Below are 18,352 nucleotides of genomic sequence, written 5' to 3' on the forward strand. Positions count from 1 at the left end.
GCGTGCGCGGCGCCATACTCGGATTGTCCTACAAGAAAGTCGAGACCCTGGGTCGCGGTTCTGTCCTAAAGCGTCGTGGGACCGGTCGCTGAAGCGAATCAGCTTCAGTCGTGATCAATGTCCAGCTTGGCAAACGTCACGCGGGCGCCTTCCTTGCTGTTGCCGCTGTTGTCCTGCACGTAGGCGCCGGCCTTGAAGTACAGCGGTTGTTTGCCCCACGCAGCGCCGATGCGTTCGTTCCATTGCCCATTGGCAGCGTCGACGCTCAACAATCCGGCCTTGTTCAGGTGGATGACATAGGTGAAGTCGCGGTCCAGCGGTACGTTCTCGGCGACGATGATCACCCGGCCTTCCGACTCGTCAGGGCGCATGCGCACCTTGGCGACGATGTTGCCGGTCTGGGTTTTTTCCTTGTATTGGTATTCGACCTTGATCAGTGGCTTCTGGCTTTCGTAGGCGTGGATTTGACCGATCACCACCTTGCCGGACGACGGCACCTTGTTGACCGCCAACGTGGCACGCAGGAAATTGTCGGCGTCGCTGTACAGCCAGTTACGCAGGCGGCCGTCGGCGTAGGTTTCCCGCAGTTCGCTGCGAGGGTAAACGGCGTTCTCGGTACGCGTGCCGGTTACCGGGGTCCAGAATTGCACGCTGCTGCCTTCGGCCTGGAAGTATTGGTCCTTGAACCCGCTGAGCAGCTTCGGCGTGTCGATGGTCGAGGGCGGGGAGCCGACGGGGATGCTCAGGTTCCAGGTGGACAGATCAATCATTGAATACGCCTATAACGGGGAAAGAAGGCCTTGGCTCGGGAGCCGGCACTTTCTTTATAGGTGGCTCGAAATGGATTGTTAATGGCTTTGTGGCGGATTGTTGGCGCCAATGAAATGTCAAAAAGCCATGTTCCCCGTAAACCGCGGGCTGTAGACACTGACCGTTAGTCGGTTGTCTGGGCTTTGGCGCAATGATGGCACCGTCGTGGCTTCTGCTTTATGGGATCCAGGGCTAGAGTGAGCCCTTATTGTTTATCCGGTTTTGTCGCAAAAATGACCGGAATGACTCCGACGAAAGAGAAGCAGCAATGGAATGCGCTCCAATCAAGCCTCGCGATGGTTGTTCAGTGCTTTTGGTGGTCGATGACTATCCCGAAAACCTGATCAGCATGCGTGCGCTATTGCAGCGTGAAGATTGGCATGTGGTGACGGCGGCCTCCGGGGTGGAAGCCCTGGGATTGCTGCTCGAACACGACGTCGACCTGGTGTTGCTGGATGTGATGATGCCCGGCATGGACGGGTTCGAGGTGGCCCGGCTGATGCGCGGCAGCCAGCGCACGCAACTGACCCCGATCATCTTTCTCAGCGCTCACGCCCAATCGCCGGCGGCGATGCTGGAAGGCTATGCCAGCGGCGCGATCGACTACCTGCTGAAACCCTTCGACCCGAATATCCTCAAGCCCAAGGTCCAGGCCCTGCTGGAGCACCAGCGCAACCGCCGTGCCTTGCAGCGCCTGAGTCACGATCTGGAATCGGCCCGGGCCTTCAATGCCTCGGTGCTCGACAATGCCGCCGAAGGCATCCTGGTGGTGGGCGAAGACGGCGTGATCAGCTACGCCAACCCGGCGATTTCGCGGCTGATCAATGCGCCGGTCGCCGAGATCCAGGGTGCCGAGTTCCTGGGCTTCCTACAGAAGCCCCATGTGCCTGGGTGGTCCGATTCTGCCTTGTATGAAGGCTACAAACGTGGCGAAACCTGGCGCCTGCACGACGCCATCTTGCGCACCGCACCCGGCCAGCAGTTGCCCGTGGCGATGTCGTGCGCCCCGCTGCCGGCCGAGCAGAAAGCCATGGTGGTCACGGTGCTGGACATGTCCGAGGTGCGCCATCTGCATCAGCAACTGGAGTTCCAGGCCGTCACCGACCCGCTGACGGGCCTGCTCAATCGGCGTGGGTTTCACCAGTCGGTGGAGAATGTGCTGTTGCGCAGCGAGCGTAACGAGCAGTCGCTGGTGCTGCTGTATCTGGACCTGGACGGGTTCAAGCGGGTCAACGATTCCCTCGGCCACGACGCCGGAGACCGCGTGCTGCGCTGGGTCTCGGAACAGTTGAAGGCGTGCCTGCGCTCCTACGACATTCTCGGGCGCATGGGCGGGGATGAATTCACCGCGCTGCTGGAGCTGGAATTCCCGGAGCAGGCGGCCAAGATTGCGGAAAAACTGATCGAACGGGTGTCGATCTGTCAGCAGGTCGACGGTCTGGATGTGATGCTGGGCGTCAGTATCGGCATCGCCACTTTCCCGGACTGCGGCTCGGACCTCAACGGCCTGCTGCGCGCGGCCGACGTCGCGATGTACGAGGCCAAGCGCGCCGGGCGTCAGCAATATCGCTACTACGACCAGGAAATGAACGGCCGGGCCCGCTCGCGCCTGATGCTCGAAGACAGCGTACGCAGCGCCATCGACAGCAAGGATTTCACCCTGGTGTACCAGCCGCAGGTGTCGTTGCACGACGGCCATCTGCGGGGCGTCGAAGCGCTGCTGCGCTGGCAGCACCCGAGTGTCGGCGATGTGCCGCCGGGGCTGTTTCTGCCGTTGCTCGAAGAGGCGCGGCTGATCAGCCAGTTGAGCACCTGGATCTACCAGCAGGTGGCCGCCCAGCGGCAGGCATGGGCAGGGGTGTTCAACGATGAGTTGGTCCTGAGCGTGAGCTTGAGCAGCAGCCAGTTCAATATGCCGAACCTGGCCAGCCAGCTGCAGCAGGTGCTGGAGCGACATGGGTTGCAAGGCCGGCAGCTTGAGGTGGAGATCAGTGAAGAAAGCCTGATGCACAATCTGGATGAGTCCACCAAGCAGCTCAAGCTGTTGCGCCGGGCCGGCGTGCGGATTGCCCTGGATGATTTCGGCGCGGGCAACTGCTCCCTGGCCCACCTGCGGGACCTGGAGTTCGACACCCTCAAGCTCGACCCGAAGCTGATCGCCCGCCTGCCGGGTTCATCCCGGGACGCGGCGATGGCGCGCAGCATTATCGAATTGTGCCGGCATTTTGATCTGCTGGTGATTGCCGAAGGCGTCGAGACCCAGGAGCAAGTTGAGTGGCTCAAGGCCAACGGCTGCCAGTTCATCCAGGGCCCGCAGGTGGCGCCGCCGTTGATCGCGGATGAAATTGCCGACTGGCGCCTGCGCGCAGCGGCCCGCTGAATTCGCTACACTGGCGCCCATTCAAATACCCGTTGTTGACCCCATGACCGCGCTGAAATACCTCCAGGCCTACCCCCCAGCATTGCAGGAGCAAGTGCGCCAGTTGATTGCCAAGGACCAACTCGGCGACTACCTGACCCAGCGCTACCCCGAACGGCATGGCGTGCAGAGCGACAAAGCACTGTACAACTACGCCCAGGCCCTGAAGCAGGAACACCTGCGCAACGCCCCGGCCATCGACAAGGTGCTGTTCGATAACCGCCTGGACCTGACCCACCGCGCCCTCGGCCTGCACACCACCATCTCTCGGGTGCAGGGTGGCAACCTCAAGTCGAAGAAAGAAATCCGTATCGCCTCGCTGTTCAAGGAAGCCGCGCCGGAATTTCTGCGCATGATCGTCGTACACGAACTGGCGCACTTCAAGGAATCGGACCACAACAAGGCGTTCTACAAACTCTGTGAATACATGTTGCCGGGCTACCATCAGGTGGAATTCGACCTGCGGGTGTACCTGACCTGGCGGGACCTGCAGGGCAAGCCCTGACCTTCAAAGGCGATCGAGCATGGATGTGAGCAAGACCAAAAGCAGCTTCTACCGGCGCCTGTATGTGGCGTACCTGATTGATAGTCAGCTGGCCAGCAGCGTGCCGGCACTGACCGAGGTGACGGGCATGCCCCGGCGTACTGCACAGGACACGATTGCGGCGTTGGCGGACCTGGATATTGTGTGTGAGTTTGAACAGGAAGACGGGGCCCGCAATCATGCCGGGCGCTATCGGATTCGTGATTGGGGCGCGATTGATCGGCGCTGGATCGAGGCGAACCTGGCGAGCATTAAACAGGTGTTGGGTTACCCCTGAAAGCTTGGGGTGACCGGGCTGACGCCTTCGCGAGCAAGCCCGCTCCCACATTCGACCGCATTCCAAAGGTGGAACTCGGTCAAATGTGGGAGCGGGCTTGCTCGCGAAGAGGCCCTCATGCCCGGCGCATGCCTATATGTGGAATGTCATCCTCCAGGTATTCCTCACCCGCCACCACAAACCCGTACCGCCCGTAATACCCTTGCAAATGCGCCTGGGCCGACAGATAGATCGGCACGTCGGGCCACTGTTTCGCCGCCTGCCTGAGGGCCTCATCCATCATCTGGTGGCCCAGCCCGGTACCCCGCGCGCTCGGCGCAACGATCACCCGGCCGATCACCACGTCACCACCCTGTGATTCAGGATCCAGCAGGCGCAGGTAGGCCCGCAGTTGACCATCATCCCAGGCCATCAGGTGATGGGTGTCACCGTCCAGGTCCTGGCCGTCGATGTCCTGGTACACGCATTTCTGCTCGACCACGAAGACCTCCGAGCGCAGGCGCAAAATGGCGTACAGCTGCTCCTTGCCCAGGTCACTGTGGTGTTTGCAGACCCATTCGACTGTCATGGTGTTCTCTCGGCTGATTGTCTGGTCAGGATAGTAAGCGCGCGGGAGGCGAGTGTCTAAATTGCGGTTTTTTTGTGAGTGAGATCAATTTGCCATCATTCTCTGCGTGCGACGCTGCCGTCTTTGTGTAATCTGCAGTACAGGCTCATTGATGAGCTACTGTTAAATCCTCGGGTTGCCCCAGAGGTCAGGCCATAGAATGCCCGCCAAGGACTTGAGCATGCCGCGATTTTCTCGTGCCGTTGCTTTGATCGGTTTGTTGTTGCTGGCCCAGGCGGCGGCGGCAGAACGCTTGCGACTGGTGGCGGATGCCTGGCCGCCGTTCACTGACGCCACCCTGGTCAATGGTGGTTTGGCCACCGACATCGTGACCACCGCCCTGGCCCGTGCCGGCTATGCCAGTGAGTTTGAACAGGTGCCCTGGGCGCGGGCGCTGATGGGCGTGGGCGATGGGCGTTACGACGTATTGGTGAACGCCTGGTACGACGATGCGCGTACTCAGTTGGGGCAGTTTTCCGGCGAATACCTGCTCAACCGGGTGCTGTTTCTCAAGCGCCGCGACGATCCCATCGACTACCAGAACCTGGAGCAGTTGCATGACTACCCCGTCGCGGTGGTGCGTGGCTATGCCTATTCAGCGGCGTTCGATGCCGATCCGCAATTGCAGAAAGTCCCGGTGCATAACTTCGCCATGGCCGTGCGCATGCTGGCGGCGCAGCGGGTGCGGCTGACGTTGGAGGACGAATTCGTCGCCCGCTACTACCTGGCTCGGGAGTCCGCCACCGTGCGCAACGCGGTGGAGTTTTTGCCGGTGCCGCTGAGCGAAAACAGCCTGCACATTCTGGTTAGCCTGAAAAATCCTCAGCATCAGCAGATTGTTGCCGGGTTTGATCGGGAGATTGCCAGGATGAAGGCAGATGGCAGTTATGCGCGGTTGATGAAGCAGCACGGGATGTAGTGAGGCTAATGGCCCCTTCGCGAGCAAGCCCGCTCCCACATTCGACCGCATTCCAAAGGTGGAACTCGGCCGAATGTGGGAGCGGGCTTGCTCGCGAAGAGGGTTCAGGCTTCGCTGGTATCTTTGATCAGGTGAGCCGCCAACGTGCGCAACGGCCCCAGTTGCCGGCAGATCAGCGCCAATTGCGTCTGCACCAGCCGCTGCCCTTCGTCAATTTCATCCGGCATCTGCTCCAGGTCCACTGCCAAGGCTTCCTCGGCATCACTCTGAATCGCAATTGGCTGCTTGTTCGCCAGCCCGGTGGCGATCTCGTCGATGCTCGCCGCCAGCGTCTTCCCGGCGCCTTCGATCAAGTGCTCGCGCACTTCCGCCGGCAGTTGGGTTTCCCGGTGGGCGCCCAGCCCCGACAGGTAGCTGAGCAGCGTGTGGGACAGCACCAGGAACCTGAACCCCACGTCCGCTTCCTTACGGAAGTGCCCCGGCTCCATCAGCATGTTCGCCAGGGTGGTGGACAGCGCGGCGTCGGCGTTGTGGGCATTGCGCCGGGCGAGGCGGTAAGCCAGGTCGTCGCTTTTGCCCGCGGCGTACTGCTGCATGATCTGGCGCAGGTAGATGCTGTTGCAGGTCAGGGTATTGGCCAGCACCTTGTTCAGGCGCCGGCCCTGCCAGTCCGGCAGGAACAGGAACACTGCCAGTCCGGCGATCAGGCTGCCGAGCAAGGTATCGAACAGCCGTGGCAGGAACAGCCCGTAGCCGTCGCCCACCTGGTTGAAGCAGAACAGCACCATCAGCGTGATCGCGGCAGTCGCCAGGGTGTAGCGCGTGGTGCGGTTGATAAAGAACACCAGGCCCGCGGCGATGGCGAACATCGACTGGATCAGCGGGTTGGGGAACAGGTCGAACAGCGCCCAGGCGATGGTCAGGCCGATGGCCGTGCCGATGATCCGCTGGCCCAGCTTGCGTCGGGTGGCGCCGTAGTTTGGCTGGCACACGAACAGCGTGGTGAGGATGATCCAATAGCCTTGGGACGGGTGAATCAAGTGCACCATCCAGTAGCCGATACTCAGCGCCAGGGGCAGGCGCAGGGCATGGCGGAACAGCAAGGAGGTTGGTGTCAGCTGCGTGCGCAGGCGCGTCCACATTTCCTTGAGGTTGCGCGGCGCACGGTCCAGCAGGCTGCTGTCGGTGGCATCGGCCAGGCTGTCGGGGTTGGCGGCGTCGCCCAGCAGGCGGTCCAGGGTCGACAGGTTGGCCGCCAGGGCGCGCAGGGAGCGCAGCAGGCCGCGCCAGGCCGGATTGCTCTGGATGCGCAGGTGTTCCAGGGAGGCATTCAGGTCGCCCAGGGCTTCGGCAAAGCTGTCGTCATAGACGAAAGGCTGGCGCATCTGGATCGATTCGGCCAGGGTCTGGCAGGCTTTGCCTTGCTGGCGCAGCAGGCGCTGGCAGCGGAACAGCACGTCGCTGTGGAAGAAGGCTTCGGCGAGGGCGTTGTAAGGGTAGTGCGAGGAACTGGCGCGCTCGTGGATGTCCTGGGCCAGGAAGTACAGCTTGAGGTAGCGGCTGACCTTGGAGCCCGGGCGACCATTGCCGACCCGGTGCAGGATGATCTCTTTGGCGGCGTTCAGTGCTGCCACCACCCGGCCGTTTTGCTGCGCCAGTTCCAGGCGCCGCGCTTCCACATCCAGTTGGCGGATCGGTTCGAACAGCGACGACTTGAGCTTGAGGTAGCGTCCCAGCTCGCGAAACAGTCGCGCCAGGCTCTGCTGCACCGGCTGGTTGGAAAACAGCACCTGCCACAACACCGACAGCGCGCCATACCACGCGGCGCCGGCCACCAGCAGCAAGGGTTCATGCCAGAAGTCGGTGACGGCGCCACCGCGCTGGTCCACGCCGATCATGGTGTAGACCGAGAGAATCAGGGTGGCCGAAGCGATCGCCCCATAACGCTCGCCGAGGGCACCGAGCATGGTCAGGCCGAAGCTGGACAGAGCCAGGAAGATCGCGAAGATCCAGGGATAGGGGAAGAGCAGTTCGACGGACAGTGCCGCAGTGCTGAAGCACACCAGTGTCACGGCCAGGGCGTTGAGCCGGCCTTGCCAGTTGTCATCGGTCTCGGCCAGGGCGCTGGCGATAATGCCCAGGAACAGCGGGATCAGCAGCGCCATTTCATTCTGGTACCAGCACAGCGCCATGCTGCCGGTCAGGGCGATGAATACCCGTACGCTGTAACTGAACTTATCCAGTGCCCAAAGGCGCCGCATGGACTGCTTGAAGGAGGTCGATGACATGAAGTCTGGGGTCTTCCGGGACGATGCCGCTAAATTGAGCCAGTAATGACGCCACGGCAAGCGTGGCGATCACATCTGAGAGCAAAATTTATTCCAGTCATTACTTCCAAGCACACCACGAACCAAATGTGGGAGCGGGCTTGCTCGCGAAGGCGGTGTATCAGTCACTGATGTATTAGCTGACACTCCGCCTTCGCGAGCAAGCCCGCTCCCACATTTTTTACCGGGTTCCGTCAGGCAAATTGGGCAGCGGCATAACCGGAGGCCCACGCCCACTGGAAATTGAACCCGCCCAGGTGACCGGTCACATCCAACACTTCGCCGATGAAGTACAGGCCGGGGCTTTTCAGGGATTCCATGGTCTTGGACGAAACCTCCCGGGTGTCCACGCCACCCAGGGTGACCTCGGCGGTGCGATAGCCTTCAGTACCCGCCGGCACCAGTTGCCAGCTCCCCAGTTTGCCGGCGATGTCGGCAATCTCGGCGTGGGTGTACTGCTTCATCGGCTTGGAAACGAACCAGGTTTCGGCCAGCAGGTTGGCCATCTTCTTGGTGAAGATCTCACCCAGCAGGGTTTTCAGCTCGCTGTTCGGGCGCTCCACCTGTTGCTCTTGCAGCCAGGTGTGGGCGTCGTGGTCGGGCAGCAGGTTGATTTCCACGGTGTCGCCGGGTTCCCAGTAGGAGGAAATCTGCAGGATCGCCGGCCCGCTCAGGCCACGGTGGGTAAACAGGATGTTCTCGCGAAAGCTTTGGTCGTTGCAGCTCACCAGGCAATCCACGGACGTACCGGACAGCTCGCCGCACAATTCCTTGAGCTGGTCGGTGATGGTGAACGGCACCAGCCCGGCGCGGGTTGGCAGCAGTTCATGGCCGAACTGCTTGGCCACTTGATAACCAAAGCCGGTGGCCCCCAGGGTCGGGATCGACAGCCCGCCGGTGGCGATCACCAGTGATTCGCAGCGCAACTCACCCAGGGTGGTTTGCAACTGATAGCCGCCATCGACCTTGGCAATCTCCTGCACCGAGGTGTCCAGGTGCATGCTCACGCCGACCTGGATGCACTCATCCAGCAGCATCCCGAGGATGTCGCTGGACTTGTTGTCGCAGAACAGCTGGCCGAGTTTCTTCTCGTGGTACGGCACGCCGTGCTTGGCCACCAGCCCGATGAAATCCCACTGGGTGTAGCGGGCCAGGGCGGACTTGCAGAAGTGCGCGTTGTGGGAGAGGAAGTTGGCAGGCTCCGTGTACATATTGGTGAAGTTGCAGCGGCCACCGCCGGACATCAGGATCTTTTTGCCGGCCTTGTTCGCGTGGTCGATCAACATCACCTTGCGCCCACGCCCGGCGGCGGTCAGCGCACACATCAAGCCTGCGGCGCCGGCGCCAATGATCACAACTTCGGTCGAGCGCACAGCCATGTCCTCATACAAATTCTGAATTGGAATACAGTCAAATGTGGGAGCGGGCTTGCTCGCGAATGCGCAGTGTCAGTCACCGAATCTGTCGACTGATATACCGCATTCGCGAGCAAGCCCGCTCCCACATTTTTGATCTCGGTATAGCTTGAGATCTTTACAGGATACGCACGCGCAACGAACGGCCTTTGATCTTGCCGTCATTCAAACGCTGCAGCGCCTGCTTGGCGATCCCGCGTTCCACGGCCACGAACGCCTGGAAATCAAAGATCGCGATCTTGCCGACCTGGGCCCCCGGGATCCCGGCTTCACCGGTCAGTGCGCCGAGGATGTCGCCCGGGCGAACCTTGTCTTTACGGCCGGCGGCAATGCACAGGGTGCTCATCACCGGCAGCAACGGGCCGCCGCTTTGCGGCTTGAGGTTGTCCAACTGGTCCCAGTTCAGCGGCGACTTCTGCAACTGCTCGATGGCCTGGGCGCGGTGGGCTTCAGACGGGGCAACCAGGCTGATAGCGATGCCAGTCTCACCCGCGCGACCGGTACGGCCCACGCGGTGGATGTGGATTTCCGAGTCGCGGGCCAGTTCGACGTTGATCACCATGTCCAGTGCATCAATGTCCAGGCCACGGGCTGCCACGTCGGTGGCGACCAGTACCGACGTACTGCGGTTGGCGAACATCGCCAGTACCTGGTCACGGTCGCGCTGTTCCAGGTCGCCATGCAGGCCAACGGCGGAGATGCCCTTGGCGGTCAGGTGATCCACGGTTTCCTGCACTTGCTGCTTGGTAAAGCAGAAGGCTACGCAAGACGCCGGGCGGAAATGCGCCAGGACCTTGGTCACCGCGTCCATGCGCTCTTCCGGGGAGATCTCGTAGAAGCGTTGCTCGATCTGGTCGTCCGAGTGGAACGCTTCGGCCTTGACCTGTTGCGGCGCGCGCATGAATTTCGAGGCCAGCTGCTTGATGCTCACCGGGTAGGTGGCCGAGAACAGCAGGGTCTGGCGGCGGGCCGGGGTCTTGCTGATGATGTCTTCGATGGCGTCGTAGAAGCCCATGTCGAGCATGCGGTCGGCTTCATCGAGGATCAGCGTGTTCAAGCCGTCCAAAACCAGCGAACCCTTGCGCAGGTGCTGCTGGATGCGGCCCGGGGTGCCGACGATGACGTGGGCGCCGTGCTCCAGGGAGGCGATCTGCGGGCCGAGGGACACGCCGCCGCACAGGGTCAGCACCTTGATGTTGTCTTCGGCGCGGGCCAGGCGACGGATTTCCTTGGCCACCTGGTCAGCCAGCTCGCGGGTCGGGCACATGACCAGTGCCTGGCAACCGAAGTAGCGCGGGTTGATCGGGTTCAGCAGGCCGATGCCGAAGGCTGCGGTCTTGCCGCTGCCGGTCTTGGCCTGGGCAATCAGGTCCAGCCCTTTGAGGATCACCGGCAAGCTTTGCGCCTGGATCTGCGTCATCTCGACATAACCCAGCGAGTCGAGGTTAGCCAGCATGGCGGCGGACAGGGGCAAAGTATTAAAAGCGGTGGCGATGGTAGTCACGGGACTGGCTCTGCAAAACAAAATGTCGCGCAGTGTACCAGCCTCGTGGGATTTTCCCTGCAAGTTCTAGACGAGAAGCCTGTTAATGCTCAATGTCGTGCTCACGGCTGACCACGCGTTTGCCGTCTTTTGGCGACAATTGCAGGAAGATCGCCGCCGCCAGCATCGCCATGATGCCCACGGTGACGAAGGTCAACTGGAACGCCCCAAGCACCGTGTCGACCCCGTCGTTGCCCACTTCGGCGGTAAAACCACCCAGCAGCGCACCGGCGCAGGCCACCCCAAGGCTCAGGGACAACTGCGCCACCACCGACAGCAAACTGTTGCCGCTGCTGGCCTGGGCGTCGTCGAGGTCGATCAGGGTCACGGTGTTCATCGCGGTGAATTGCAGCGAGTTGATCGCCCCGAGGATCGCCAGCATGCTCAGCAGCAGCGGGTAGGGCGTGTGTTCGCTGACCAGGCCCATGCTTGCCAGCATGATGCCCAGCGCCAGGGTGTTGCCGGTCAGCACCACGCGGTAGCCCAGGCGCTCGATCAGCGGCCGGGCGATGGACTTGGCAAACATCGCCGCCGCCGCCAGGGGCAGCATGCTCATCCCGGCTTCGGACGGTGAGTAACCGAGCGCCACCTGCAGCAACAGCGGCACGAGGAACGGCAACGCGCCGCTGCCCAGGCGAGCGAACAGGTTGCCGAGGATGCCCACCGCAAAGGTCCGGGTCTTGAACAGCACCGGCGAGAACAGCGGGTTGTCGATATGCCCGGCGCGCAGCCAGTAAGCCGCCAGGCACGCGAGGCCGCCGAACAGCAGCAACATCACCCGCAGGTGCGGCAGGTGCAATTCGCCGAGGCCTTCCATGGCGATAGTGATCAGCACCATCGCCGCGCCGAACAGCAGGAAACCCACGCCGTCGAACCGCGTACGTTCGCTGCCGCGCAGGTCGGGGATGAATTTCCAGACGGCGTAGCAGCCGATGATGCCCACCGGCAGGTTGATCAGGAAGATCCAGTGCCAGGTCAGGTATTGCACCATCCAGCCGCCCATGGTCGGGCCGAGCAGTGGGCCGAGCAGCCCGGGAATGGTGATGAAACCCATGATCCGCACCAGCTCCGAGCGCGGGTAGGCGCGCAGCACCACCAGCCTGCCCACCGGCAACATCAACGCACCGCCCAGGCCCTGGATCACCCGAGCGCCCACCAGCATGGTCAGCGTGCTGGAGAGCGCGCAGAGCAACGAGCCAATGCTGAACAGCATGATCGCGCCGAAGAAGATCTTCTTGGTGCCGAAGCGGTCGGCCACCCAGCCCGAGGCGGGAATCAGCAGGGCCACGGTGAGCATGTAGGCAATCACTACGCCTTGCATGCGCAAGGGATTCTCCGCCAGGTCTCGGGCCATGGCCGGCAACGCGGTGTTGAGAATCGTCCCATCCAGCGATTGCATGAAGAAGGCAATCGCTACCACCCAGGGTAGCCAGCGGGCGGTCTTGGCATCGAGAGGGGCGCGATTCGGCATGAGTTACCTTTTTGTTAGCAGCCTATGTGTCGGCGATTATGCGCCATCGGCGGCTCCTTTTCCCACAGGCCCTTCGTCTATATCTGACAACGCCACGTGTTTGCCCACCAGGAAATCAATCAGCGCGCGGTGCACGGCCAGGGCCGCTTCGCGGGATTCCAGGTCAAGCAAATGGCCAGTGTGCTCGGCGGTGGCGAAGCTGCTGCGGCCTACGTATTTCTTGAACAGTTGGGCTTCGTCTGCCGGGGTGTACTCGTCCAGCACGCCGTTGAGGAAGTGCACCGGGGTTTCGATCCGGGTCAGTTGCGGCAGGTAGTTGCCGTCACCCAGCGCCAGCACCTGATGGATATGGAAGCGTGCCTGGCGATACTCGGTGGTGGCCATGGTCGACAGGTGCCGGTGATTGTTGCGCTTGAGCCGGGGCGACAGGTATTTGCCCACGGTTTCATTCAGTAGATGGCCGACGGCGGATTTGTCATCGGCCTCGATCAGCACGCGCACCCGCTCTACGTATTCGAGCATGGCCTGGTTGAGGTTGGGCGCCAGTGCCATCACCACCGAGCTTTCAATCGACGGCGGGTTGTGGGCGAGGGTCAGCAGCGTGGAAATCCCGCCCCATGAGGCAGACACCAGGTGGTTGACCTGAAAGCGTTCCACCAGGGCGCGCAGGATCTGCACTTCATCGTCCTTGGTCACAAGGCCGAGGTCGGTGTTGTGCGGGCGTGAATAGCCGGAGAACGGCAAGTCGAACATCAGCACATTGAAGTGCTCGGACAGGCACTTGCTGGTGCGGGCAAACGAGCGGGTGGTGGACAGCGCGCCGTTGACCAACAGCACGGTTTTCTTCTCTGGGTTGTTACCAAGCTGCTCTACGTGAACGTTGTAGTGCTTGAACAGCTTTTCAATGACAAAACTTCCATGGTTCATGTCAACGCTCCAGCTTGCCCTATCCCGGGCAAGGTCGTGCATCACTTGCGTGCAAGTGGGTTGAGGACGGCGGGGTGTTGTTTGAGTTTTTTTACCGCGCGGACGTGGCTAGGTGCCACCAACCTTTATAACGAGGTTTTTCGCGAGCGACAACTGGCCGGACGGCCAGGTGTCTGGAGTGGGGCTTTGAGGATGAACCGAATCAAAATGTGGAATGCGATCAACTGTGGGAGCGGGCTTGCTCGCGAATGCGGTGCCTCAGTCACAGATGTAGTGGCTGACACGCCGCATTCGCGAGAAAGCCCGCTCCCACATGGGTTTTGCGTTGCTTATAAGGTAAGGGTCAGGCGTTTTACCAATGCCCCCGGCAATAGATTGGACGAGGTATTACGCTGGCTGTACGTACTCGCCGACAGCAGCAACTCCCGATCAGCGGTCAGCGCTTCCAGTTGCGAGCCCAGCAGGCTGTACACGCTGTCATCAAAACGCATGGTGCTGACCGGCGCCTTGATCTCGCCGTCTTCGACCCAGAACGTGGCGAAGCGGGTCATGCCGGTCAGGCGTGCGGCGGGCTGGTCGGAGTAGTTCAGGTACCACAGGTTGCTGATATACAAACCGGTGCCCAGTTGCTTGAGGATATCGGCCTGGGCCAGGTCGCCGGCGGCCATCTGCAGGGCGCTGGGAGATTCATCGCCGCTGGCGCCATTGGTGCTCAAGCCGTATTCGGCAGCACTGCGAGAGTTCACCAATTGGCCTTCAGCCTTGCCGGCATTGATCAGTTTCACATCACTGCGCGGATAGCCGTCACGGGAAAACGCCGAGCTCAGGGAGCCGCTGACCTGTTCGTCCAGGGTCACCAGCGGGCTCAAGGACTGATCACCGCCATACAACCGTTGCAACGGGCTGCCTTTGCTGGCGATGGCCTGGGCGGAAAACCCGCCCCAGGTGAGCATGCTGATGATTTCTTCCATGGCCGCCGGGGCAAGGTAGGCGCGGTATTGCCCCGGTGCCAGCGGGTGCAACGGGCGACCAAGGTATTCCAGTTGCTCACGGGCCTGCTTGAAACGCTGGGCGAAGGCCACGCTGTCCCAATCGTTGCCGGCGTAGCTGGCTTTCACCGCTTCACCGTTGGCGTGGAACAGGCTGAAGTCGAAGTTGAAACTGTTGGCCTGGTGCCAGCCGAAGGCGCCTGATGAGCTGGCGAAACCACGGCTGATAGGGCCGGCGGCGTAGAAGCCGACCATGTCCACACCTTCAGCGGCCAGGCTGATTGCTTCCAGCACCTGGGCCAGGTCCGGCAGCGGTCGGTCCTGCTGGTCCTTGTTTTGCCAGGCGTTGTGGTTGAGCAGCAGGTACGGATCCTGCGGCAACAACGGCAAGGTCTCGCGCAGTTGTTGCAGGCCGTCGGCCAGGCGCTGGCGATCCAGTTCAGGCTCGCCCGCCAGAGTGATACCGAGGTCGGCGTGGCGCCCGTCGTTGATCAGCTTCAGGTTCAGGCTGGCCTGTTGCACCTGGCCGGCCTGGCGCACTTTGCCGTGGTTGAAACGCACAAACTCGGAGGACTCGTCGGCGTAGCCGAGGTGGAATTGTTCGTGGTCGGTGATGGCCTGCTTGAGCCAATCGACCAATGCCTTGAAGTTGTTCATCAGGCATCTCCCCCAAATACATCAATATTGCTGAACACACAGGCCGGCGATGCATGGCCGACGCGGATCACCTGGTTCGGTTCGCCCTTGCCACAGTTTGGCGTACCCAGGACCCTGGAGGTGCTGGCGTCGCCTACAGCGCTGAGGTTGCGCCAGAACTGTGCGGAGATCGCCCGGTAGTTGGGGTTCTTGACCACGCCTTTGAGTTCACCGTTTTCAATCAACTGGCCCCATTCGCAACCGAACTGGAATTTGTTGCGCGCGTCGTCAATCGACCACGAACGGTTGGTGGACATCAGGATGCCGTTCTCGATACCGCCAATCAGCTGCGCCATGCTTTTGTTGCCGGGCTCGATGTTGAGGTTGGCCATGCGGTCGATCGGCGCGCGATTCCAGCTGCAGGCACGGCTGTTGGCCACGCCGTCCATGCCAGAACGGTATTGAGACAGCGCCCCGCCCAACGGTTTGAGCAGCAGACCCTCTCGGATCAGGAATTGCTTGCTGGCTTTGGTACCGTCGTCGTCATGGCCATAGCTGGCAAGCTGCTCGGGAATGTCCGGGTCAAAGGTCACGTTCAACAGGTTGGAGCCATATTGCAAATGGCCGAAATCGCTGGCCTTGACGAAGCTGGTGCCGGCGTAATTGCGCTCGTCGCCGAGGATGCGGTCCAGTTCCAGCGGGTGGCCGATGGATTCGTGGATCTGCAGGATCATCTGGTCGGGCGTCAGCAGCAGGTCGCGTTTGCCGTTGGGCGTGTTTGGCGCCAACAGTAATTGCAGGGCGCTGTCTGCGACTTTTGGGGCCGCGCCCACCAGGCCGAAGCGGCTGATCACGTCAAAGCCGCCTTGCTGGCCGAAGTTGGTGCCGCCCAGGGTGCGGGTCTGGCTGTCGTTGCCGTCGTAGGCCGTGACGTTGACACCCGGGAACACAAACCGCTGGGCCTGGCGCAGTTCGGCGCCGGCGCTGTTGAGGTAGATCTGTTCGACGTGGGTGGTGCCCAGGCTGACTTCCCAGTTCACCAGGCGCTCGTCCTTGGGCACGGCGGCCGATTCGGCGCCGAGCAGTTGGTAGCAGTCGCTCAGGGACGGGAAGGGCTGGTCGAGGCTCGGCGACAGGTAGTCGGCAATGTCGCTGGACACTGGCTGGTCGCGCAGGTCGAGCAGGGCGTGGGGCTTGATGAGCCGGGCTTGCTGTTCGGCGCGCTCAAGGGCGGCTTGCAGGCCGGGCAGGGAAATGTCGTGGGTGGCGGCGTAGGCTTCGACGCCATTGAGGCGCACGGTGAGCATCGCGCCTTCGTCCTGGCTGAGGTGTGGTGGCTCGGCGACGTTCTTGCGTACCGACAGGTACTGGCCGGACTCGCGGACGTAGCGCAGGGAAAAGAATTCGGCGGTAGTGCGCAGGGCACTGAACTGCTTTTTGAGTGTGGCGTGGTGTTCGAACATGGGGCCTTCCTTGTGGGCGGCTCGGCGCGGGCAGGCAAACAGAGTAGGCCTGGGCTGGGAGCTGATCAAGGAAAGTGTAGGCGGGCGGGAGGTCTTGCGGTGTCAGATCGGGCCTCTTCGGGAGCAAGCCCCCTCCCACATTTGATCGGGTTCACACGGTCAAAAATGTGGGAGCGGGCTTGCTCGCGAAGGGAGCACCTCGGTCCATCAGCTACTGCGCAGTAGGACCCACTTCACGCATCGGCTTGCCACGCACCGGCGCATCGCCTGCCACGTAGTAATCCGCAGTGCTGCGCGGCAGTGGCTTGCGGCCACGGATCTTGTCGGCGATTTTCTCGGCGATCATGATCGTCGGCGCGTTCAGGTTGCCGGTGGTGATGATCGGCATGATCGAGGCGTCAACCACGCGCAGACCCTGCATGCCATGCACACGGCCTTCGGCGTCAACCACGGCCATCTCGTCGGTGCCCATCTTGCACGAGCAGGACGGGTGGAACGCCGTCTCGGCGTGCTCACGGATAAATTTATCCAGTTGCTCGTCGGTCTGTACGTCGATGCCCGGGCTGATTTCGCGGCCACGGTATTGGTCGAGTGCCGGCTGTTGCATGATTTCACGGGTCAGGCGGATGCCGTCGCGGAATTCCTGCCAGTCCTGTTCGGTAGACATGTAGTTGAAGAGGATGCTCGGGTATTCCCGTGGGTTCTTCGACTTCAGCTGCACGCGGCCACGGCTCGGCGAACGCATGGAACCCATGTGCGCCTGGAAACCGTGCTCTTTCACACCGTTGCTGCCGTTGTAGTTAATCGCTACCGGCAGGAAGTGATACTGGATGTTCGGCCAATCGAATTCTTCACGGGTACGGATGAAACCGCCCGCTTCGAACTGGTTGCTGGCGCCGATGCCGGTGCCGTTGAACAGCCACTCGGCACCAATGGCCGGCTGGTTGTACCAGAGCAGCGACGGGTACAGCGAGACCGGTTGGGTGCACGCGTATTGCAGGTACAGCTCAAGGTGATCCTGCAGGTTTTCGCCGACGCCAGGCAGGTCGTGGACCACCGGAATGTCGAGGCTTTCCAGCAGTTTCGCCGGGCCAACACCGGAGCGTTGCAGCAGTTGCGGCGAAGCGATTGCGCCGCTGCACACCAGGACTTCCTTGCGGGCACGGGCTTCAACGCGCTCTTCGGCAGCACCGATCAGGTAACGCACGCCGACGGCGCGCTTGCCTTCGAACAGGACTTTGTCGGTCAGGGCGTGGGTGACGATGGTCAGCGTCGAGCGCTTCTTGGCCGTGTCCAGGTAACCGCGAGCGGTGCTGGCGCGACGACCGTTTGGCGTCACGGTACGGTCCATCGGGCCGAAGCCTTCCTGCTGGTAGCCGTTCAAGTCTTCGGTACGTGGGTAACCGGCCTGTACGCCGGCTTCAACCATCGCGTGGAACAGCGGGTTGTTGCCGGCCTTTGGCGTGGTCACGCTGACCGGGCCGTCGCCACCGTGGTAGTCGTTCGGGCCGATGTCGCGGGTTTCGGCTTTACGGAAATACGGCAGGCAGTCCAGGTAGGTCCAGTCTTCCAGGCCCGGCAGTTTCGACCAGTTGTCGTAGTCCATCGCGTTGCCGCGGATGTAGCACATGCCGTTGATCAACGAGGAACCGCCGAGGCCCTTGCCGCGACCGCATTCCATCCGGCGGCCGTCCATGTGTGGTTCTGGATCGGTTTCGTAGGCCCAGTTGTAGCGGCGGCCTTGCAGCGGGAACGCCAGGGCGGCTGGCATCTGGGTACGGAAATCGAAACGGTAGTCCGGGCCGCCGGCTTCCAGCAGCAGGACGGTGACGCCTTCGTCTTCGGTCAGACGGGTCGCCAGGGTGTTACCGGCGGAGCCGGCACCCACAATGATGTAGTCGTATTCTTGGGACATTAAATGCACCCTCGTGAAAGTTGGTTCAGGCTGCTTTTGTGGCGAGGGAGCTTGCTCCCGTTCGACTGCGCAGCAGTCGCAAAGTCAGCG

14 protein-coding genes are annotated in these 18,352 nt (G+C 61.8%); 4 read left to right on the forward strand and 10 right to left on the reverse strand.

Annotated features, from left to right (window positions below; genetic code table 11):
• Positions 1 to 104: 104 nt before the first annotated feature.
• A complete protein-coding gene (locus tag HX814_RS09600; protein ID WP_003216876.1) occupies positions 105 to 770 on the reverse strand; it encodes a polysaccharide lyase family 7 protein in 666 nt (221 codons plus the stop codon).
• A gap of 308 nt (positions 771 to 1,078) precedes the next feature.
• Here HX814_RS09600 and HX814_RS09605 point away from each other — a divergent pair, with 308 nt between their 5' ends.
• From HX814_RS09605 to HX814_RS09615, 3 genes are read left to right on the forward strand one after another with little or no spacing between them, the layout of a single operon-like run.
• Positions 1,079 to 3,190: a bifunctional diguanylate cyclase/phosphodiesterase gene (locus tag HX814_RS09605; protein WP_102605036.1), complete on the forward strand. Its 2,112-nt coding sequence runs from the start codon at positions 1,079 to 1,081 to the stop codon at positions 3,188 to 3,190.
• Between the two features lie 43 nt (positions 3,191 to 3,233).
• Entirely contained in the window at positions 3,234 to 3,734 is a 501-nt protein-coding gene (locus HX814_RS09610; RefSeq protein WP_087693221.1) for a M48 family metallopeptidase, read from the forward strand.
• Positions 3,735 to 3,753: 19 nt separating this feature from the next.
• Positions 3,754 to 4,050 (forward strand): helix-turn-helix domain-containing protein, encoded by a 297-nt coding sequence (locus HX814_RS09615; protein WP_008434063.1) that lies wholly within the window; start codon positions 3,754 to 3,756, stop codon positions 4,048 to 4,050.
• 115 nt (positions 4,051 to 4,165) lie between these two features.
• Here HX814_RS09615 and HX814_RS09620 read toward each other — a convergent pair whose 3' ends face one another.
• On the reverse strand, positions 4,166 to 4,618 hold the full coding sequence (locus HX814_RS09620; protein ID WP_177009111.1) for a GNAT family N-acetyltransferase: 453 nt from the start codon (positions 4,616 to 4,618) through the stop codon (positions 4,166 to 4,168).
• Between the two features lie 220 nt (positions 4,619 to 4,838).
• On the opposite strand from HX814_RS09620, the gene HX814_RS09625 reads away from it, so the two are divergent.
• A complete protein-coding gene (locus HX814_RS09625) occupies positions 4,839 to 5,576 on the forward strand; it encodes an ABC transporter substrate-binding protein (RefSeq protein ID WP_043226204.1) in 738 nt (245 codons plus the stop codon).
• 104 nt (positions 5,577 to 5,680) lie between these two features.
• On the opposite strand, the gene yccS is transcribed toward HX814_RS09625, so the two are convergent.
• The 8 genes from yccS to betA form a co-directional block, all read right to left on the reverse strand.
• Positions 5,681 to 7,864: a YccS family putative transporter gene (gene yccS / locus HX814_RS09630; RefSeq protein WP_003216889.1), complete on the reverse strand. Its 2,184-nt coding sequence runs from the start codon at positions 7,862 to 7,864 to the stop codon at positions 5,681 to 5,683.
• Positions 7,865 to 8,097: 233 nt separating this feature from the next.
• Positions 8,098 to 9,276, reverse strand: a complete 1,179-nt coding sequence (locus HX814_RS09635) for an NAD(P)/FAD-dependent oxidoreductase (RefSeq protein WP_177009112.1) — start codon at positions 9,274 to 9,276, stop codon at positions 8,098 to 8,100.
• A 160-nt stretch (positions 9,277 to 9,436) separates the two neighbouring features.
• Positions 9,437 to 10,774 carry an ATP-dependent RNA helicase DbpA gene (dbpA, locus tag HX814_RS09640; protein WP_236260841.1) on the reverse strand — a complete coding sequence of 446 codons (1,338 nt, stop codon included), beginning with the start codon at positions 10,772 to 10,774 and terminating at the stop codon, positions 9,437 to 9,439.
• 130 nt (positions 10,775 to 10,904) lie between these two features.
• Positions 10,905 to 12,332 carry a multidrug transporter subunit MdtD gene (gene mdtD / locus HX814_RS09645; protein WP_003216894.1) on the reverse strand — a complete coding sequence of 476 codons (1,428 nt, stop codon included), beginning with the start codon at positions 12,330 to 12,332 and terminating at the stop codon, positions 10,905 to 10,907.
• Positions 12,333 to 12,368: 36 nt separating this feature from the next.
• A complete protein-coding gene (locus HX814_RS09650) occupies positions 12,369 to 13,259 on the reverse strand; it encodes an alpha/beta fold hydrolase (protein WP_177009113.1) in 891 nt (296 codons plus the stop codon).
• Between the two features lie 329 nt (positions 13,260 to 13,588).
• Complete coding sequence (locus HX814_RS09655) at positions 13,589 to 14,905, reverse strand: TldD/PmbA family protein (RefSeq protein ID WP_177009114.1); 1,317 nt, start codon at positions 14,903 to 14,905, stop codon at positions 13,589 to 13,591.
• Positions 14,905 to 16,347, reverse strand: a complete 1,443-nt coding sequence (locus HX814_RS09660; protein ID WP_177009115.1) for a TldD/PmbA family protein — start codon at positions 16,345 to 16,347, stop codon at positions 14,905 to 14,907. The genes HX814_RS09655 and HX814_RS09660 overlap by 1 nt, the downstream gene beginning before the upstream one ends.
• 211 nt (positions 16,348 to 16,558) lie before the next feature.
• Positions 16,559 to 18,262 (reverse strand): choline dehydrogenase, encoded by a 1,704-nt coding sequence (gene betA / locus HX814_RS09665; protein WP_003216899.1) that lies wholly within the window; start codon positions 18,260 to 18,262, stop codon positions 16,559 to 16,561.
• Positions 18,263 to 18,352 lie beyond the last annotated feature (90 nt).

It is taken from the genome of Pseudomonas sp. C8002, assembly GCF_013385765.1.
Taxonomy (GTDB): Bacteria; Pseudomonadota; Gammaproteobacteria; order Pseudomonadales; family Pseudomonadaceae; genus Aquipseudomonas.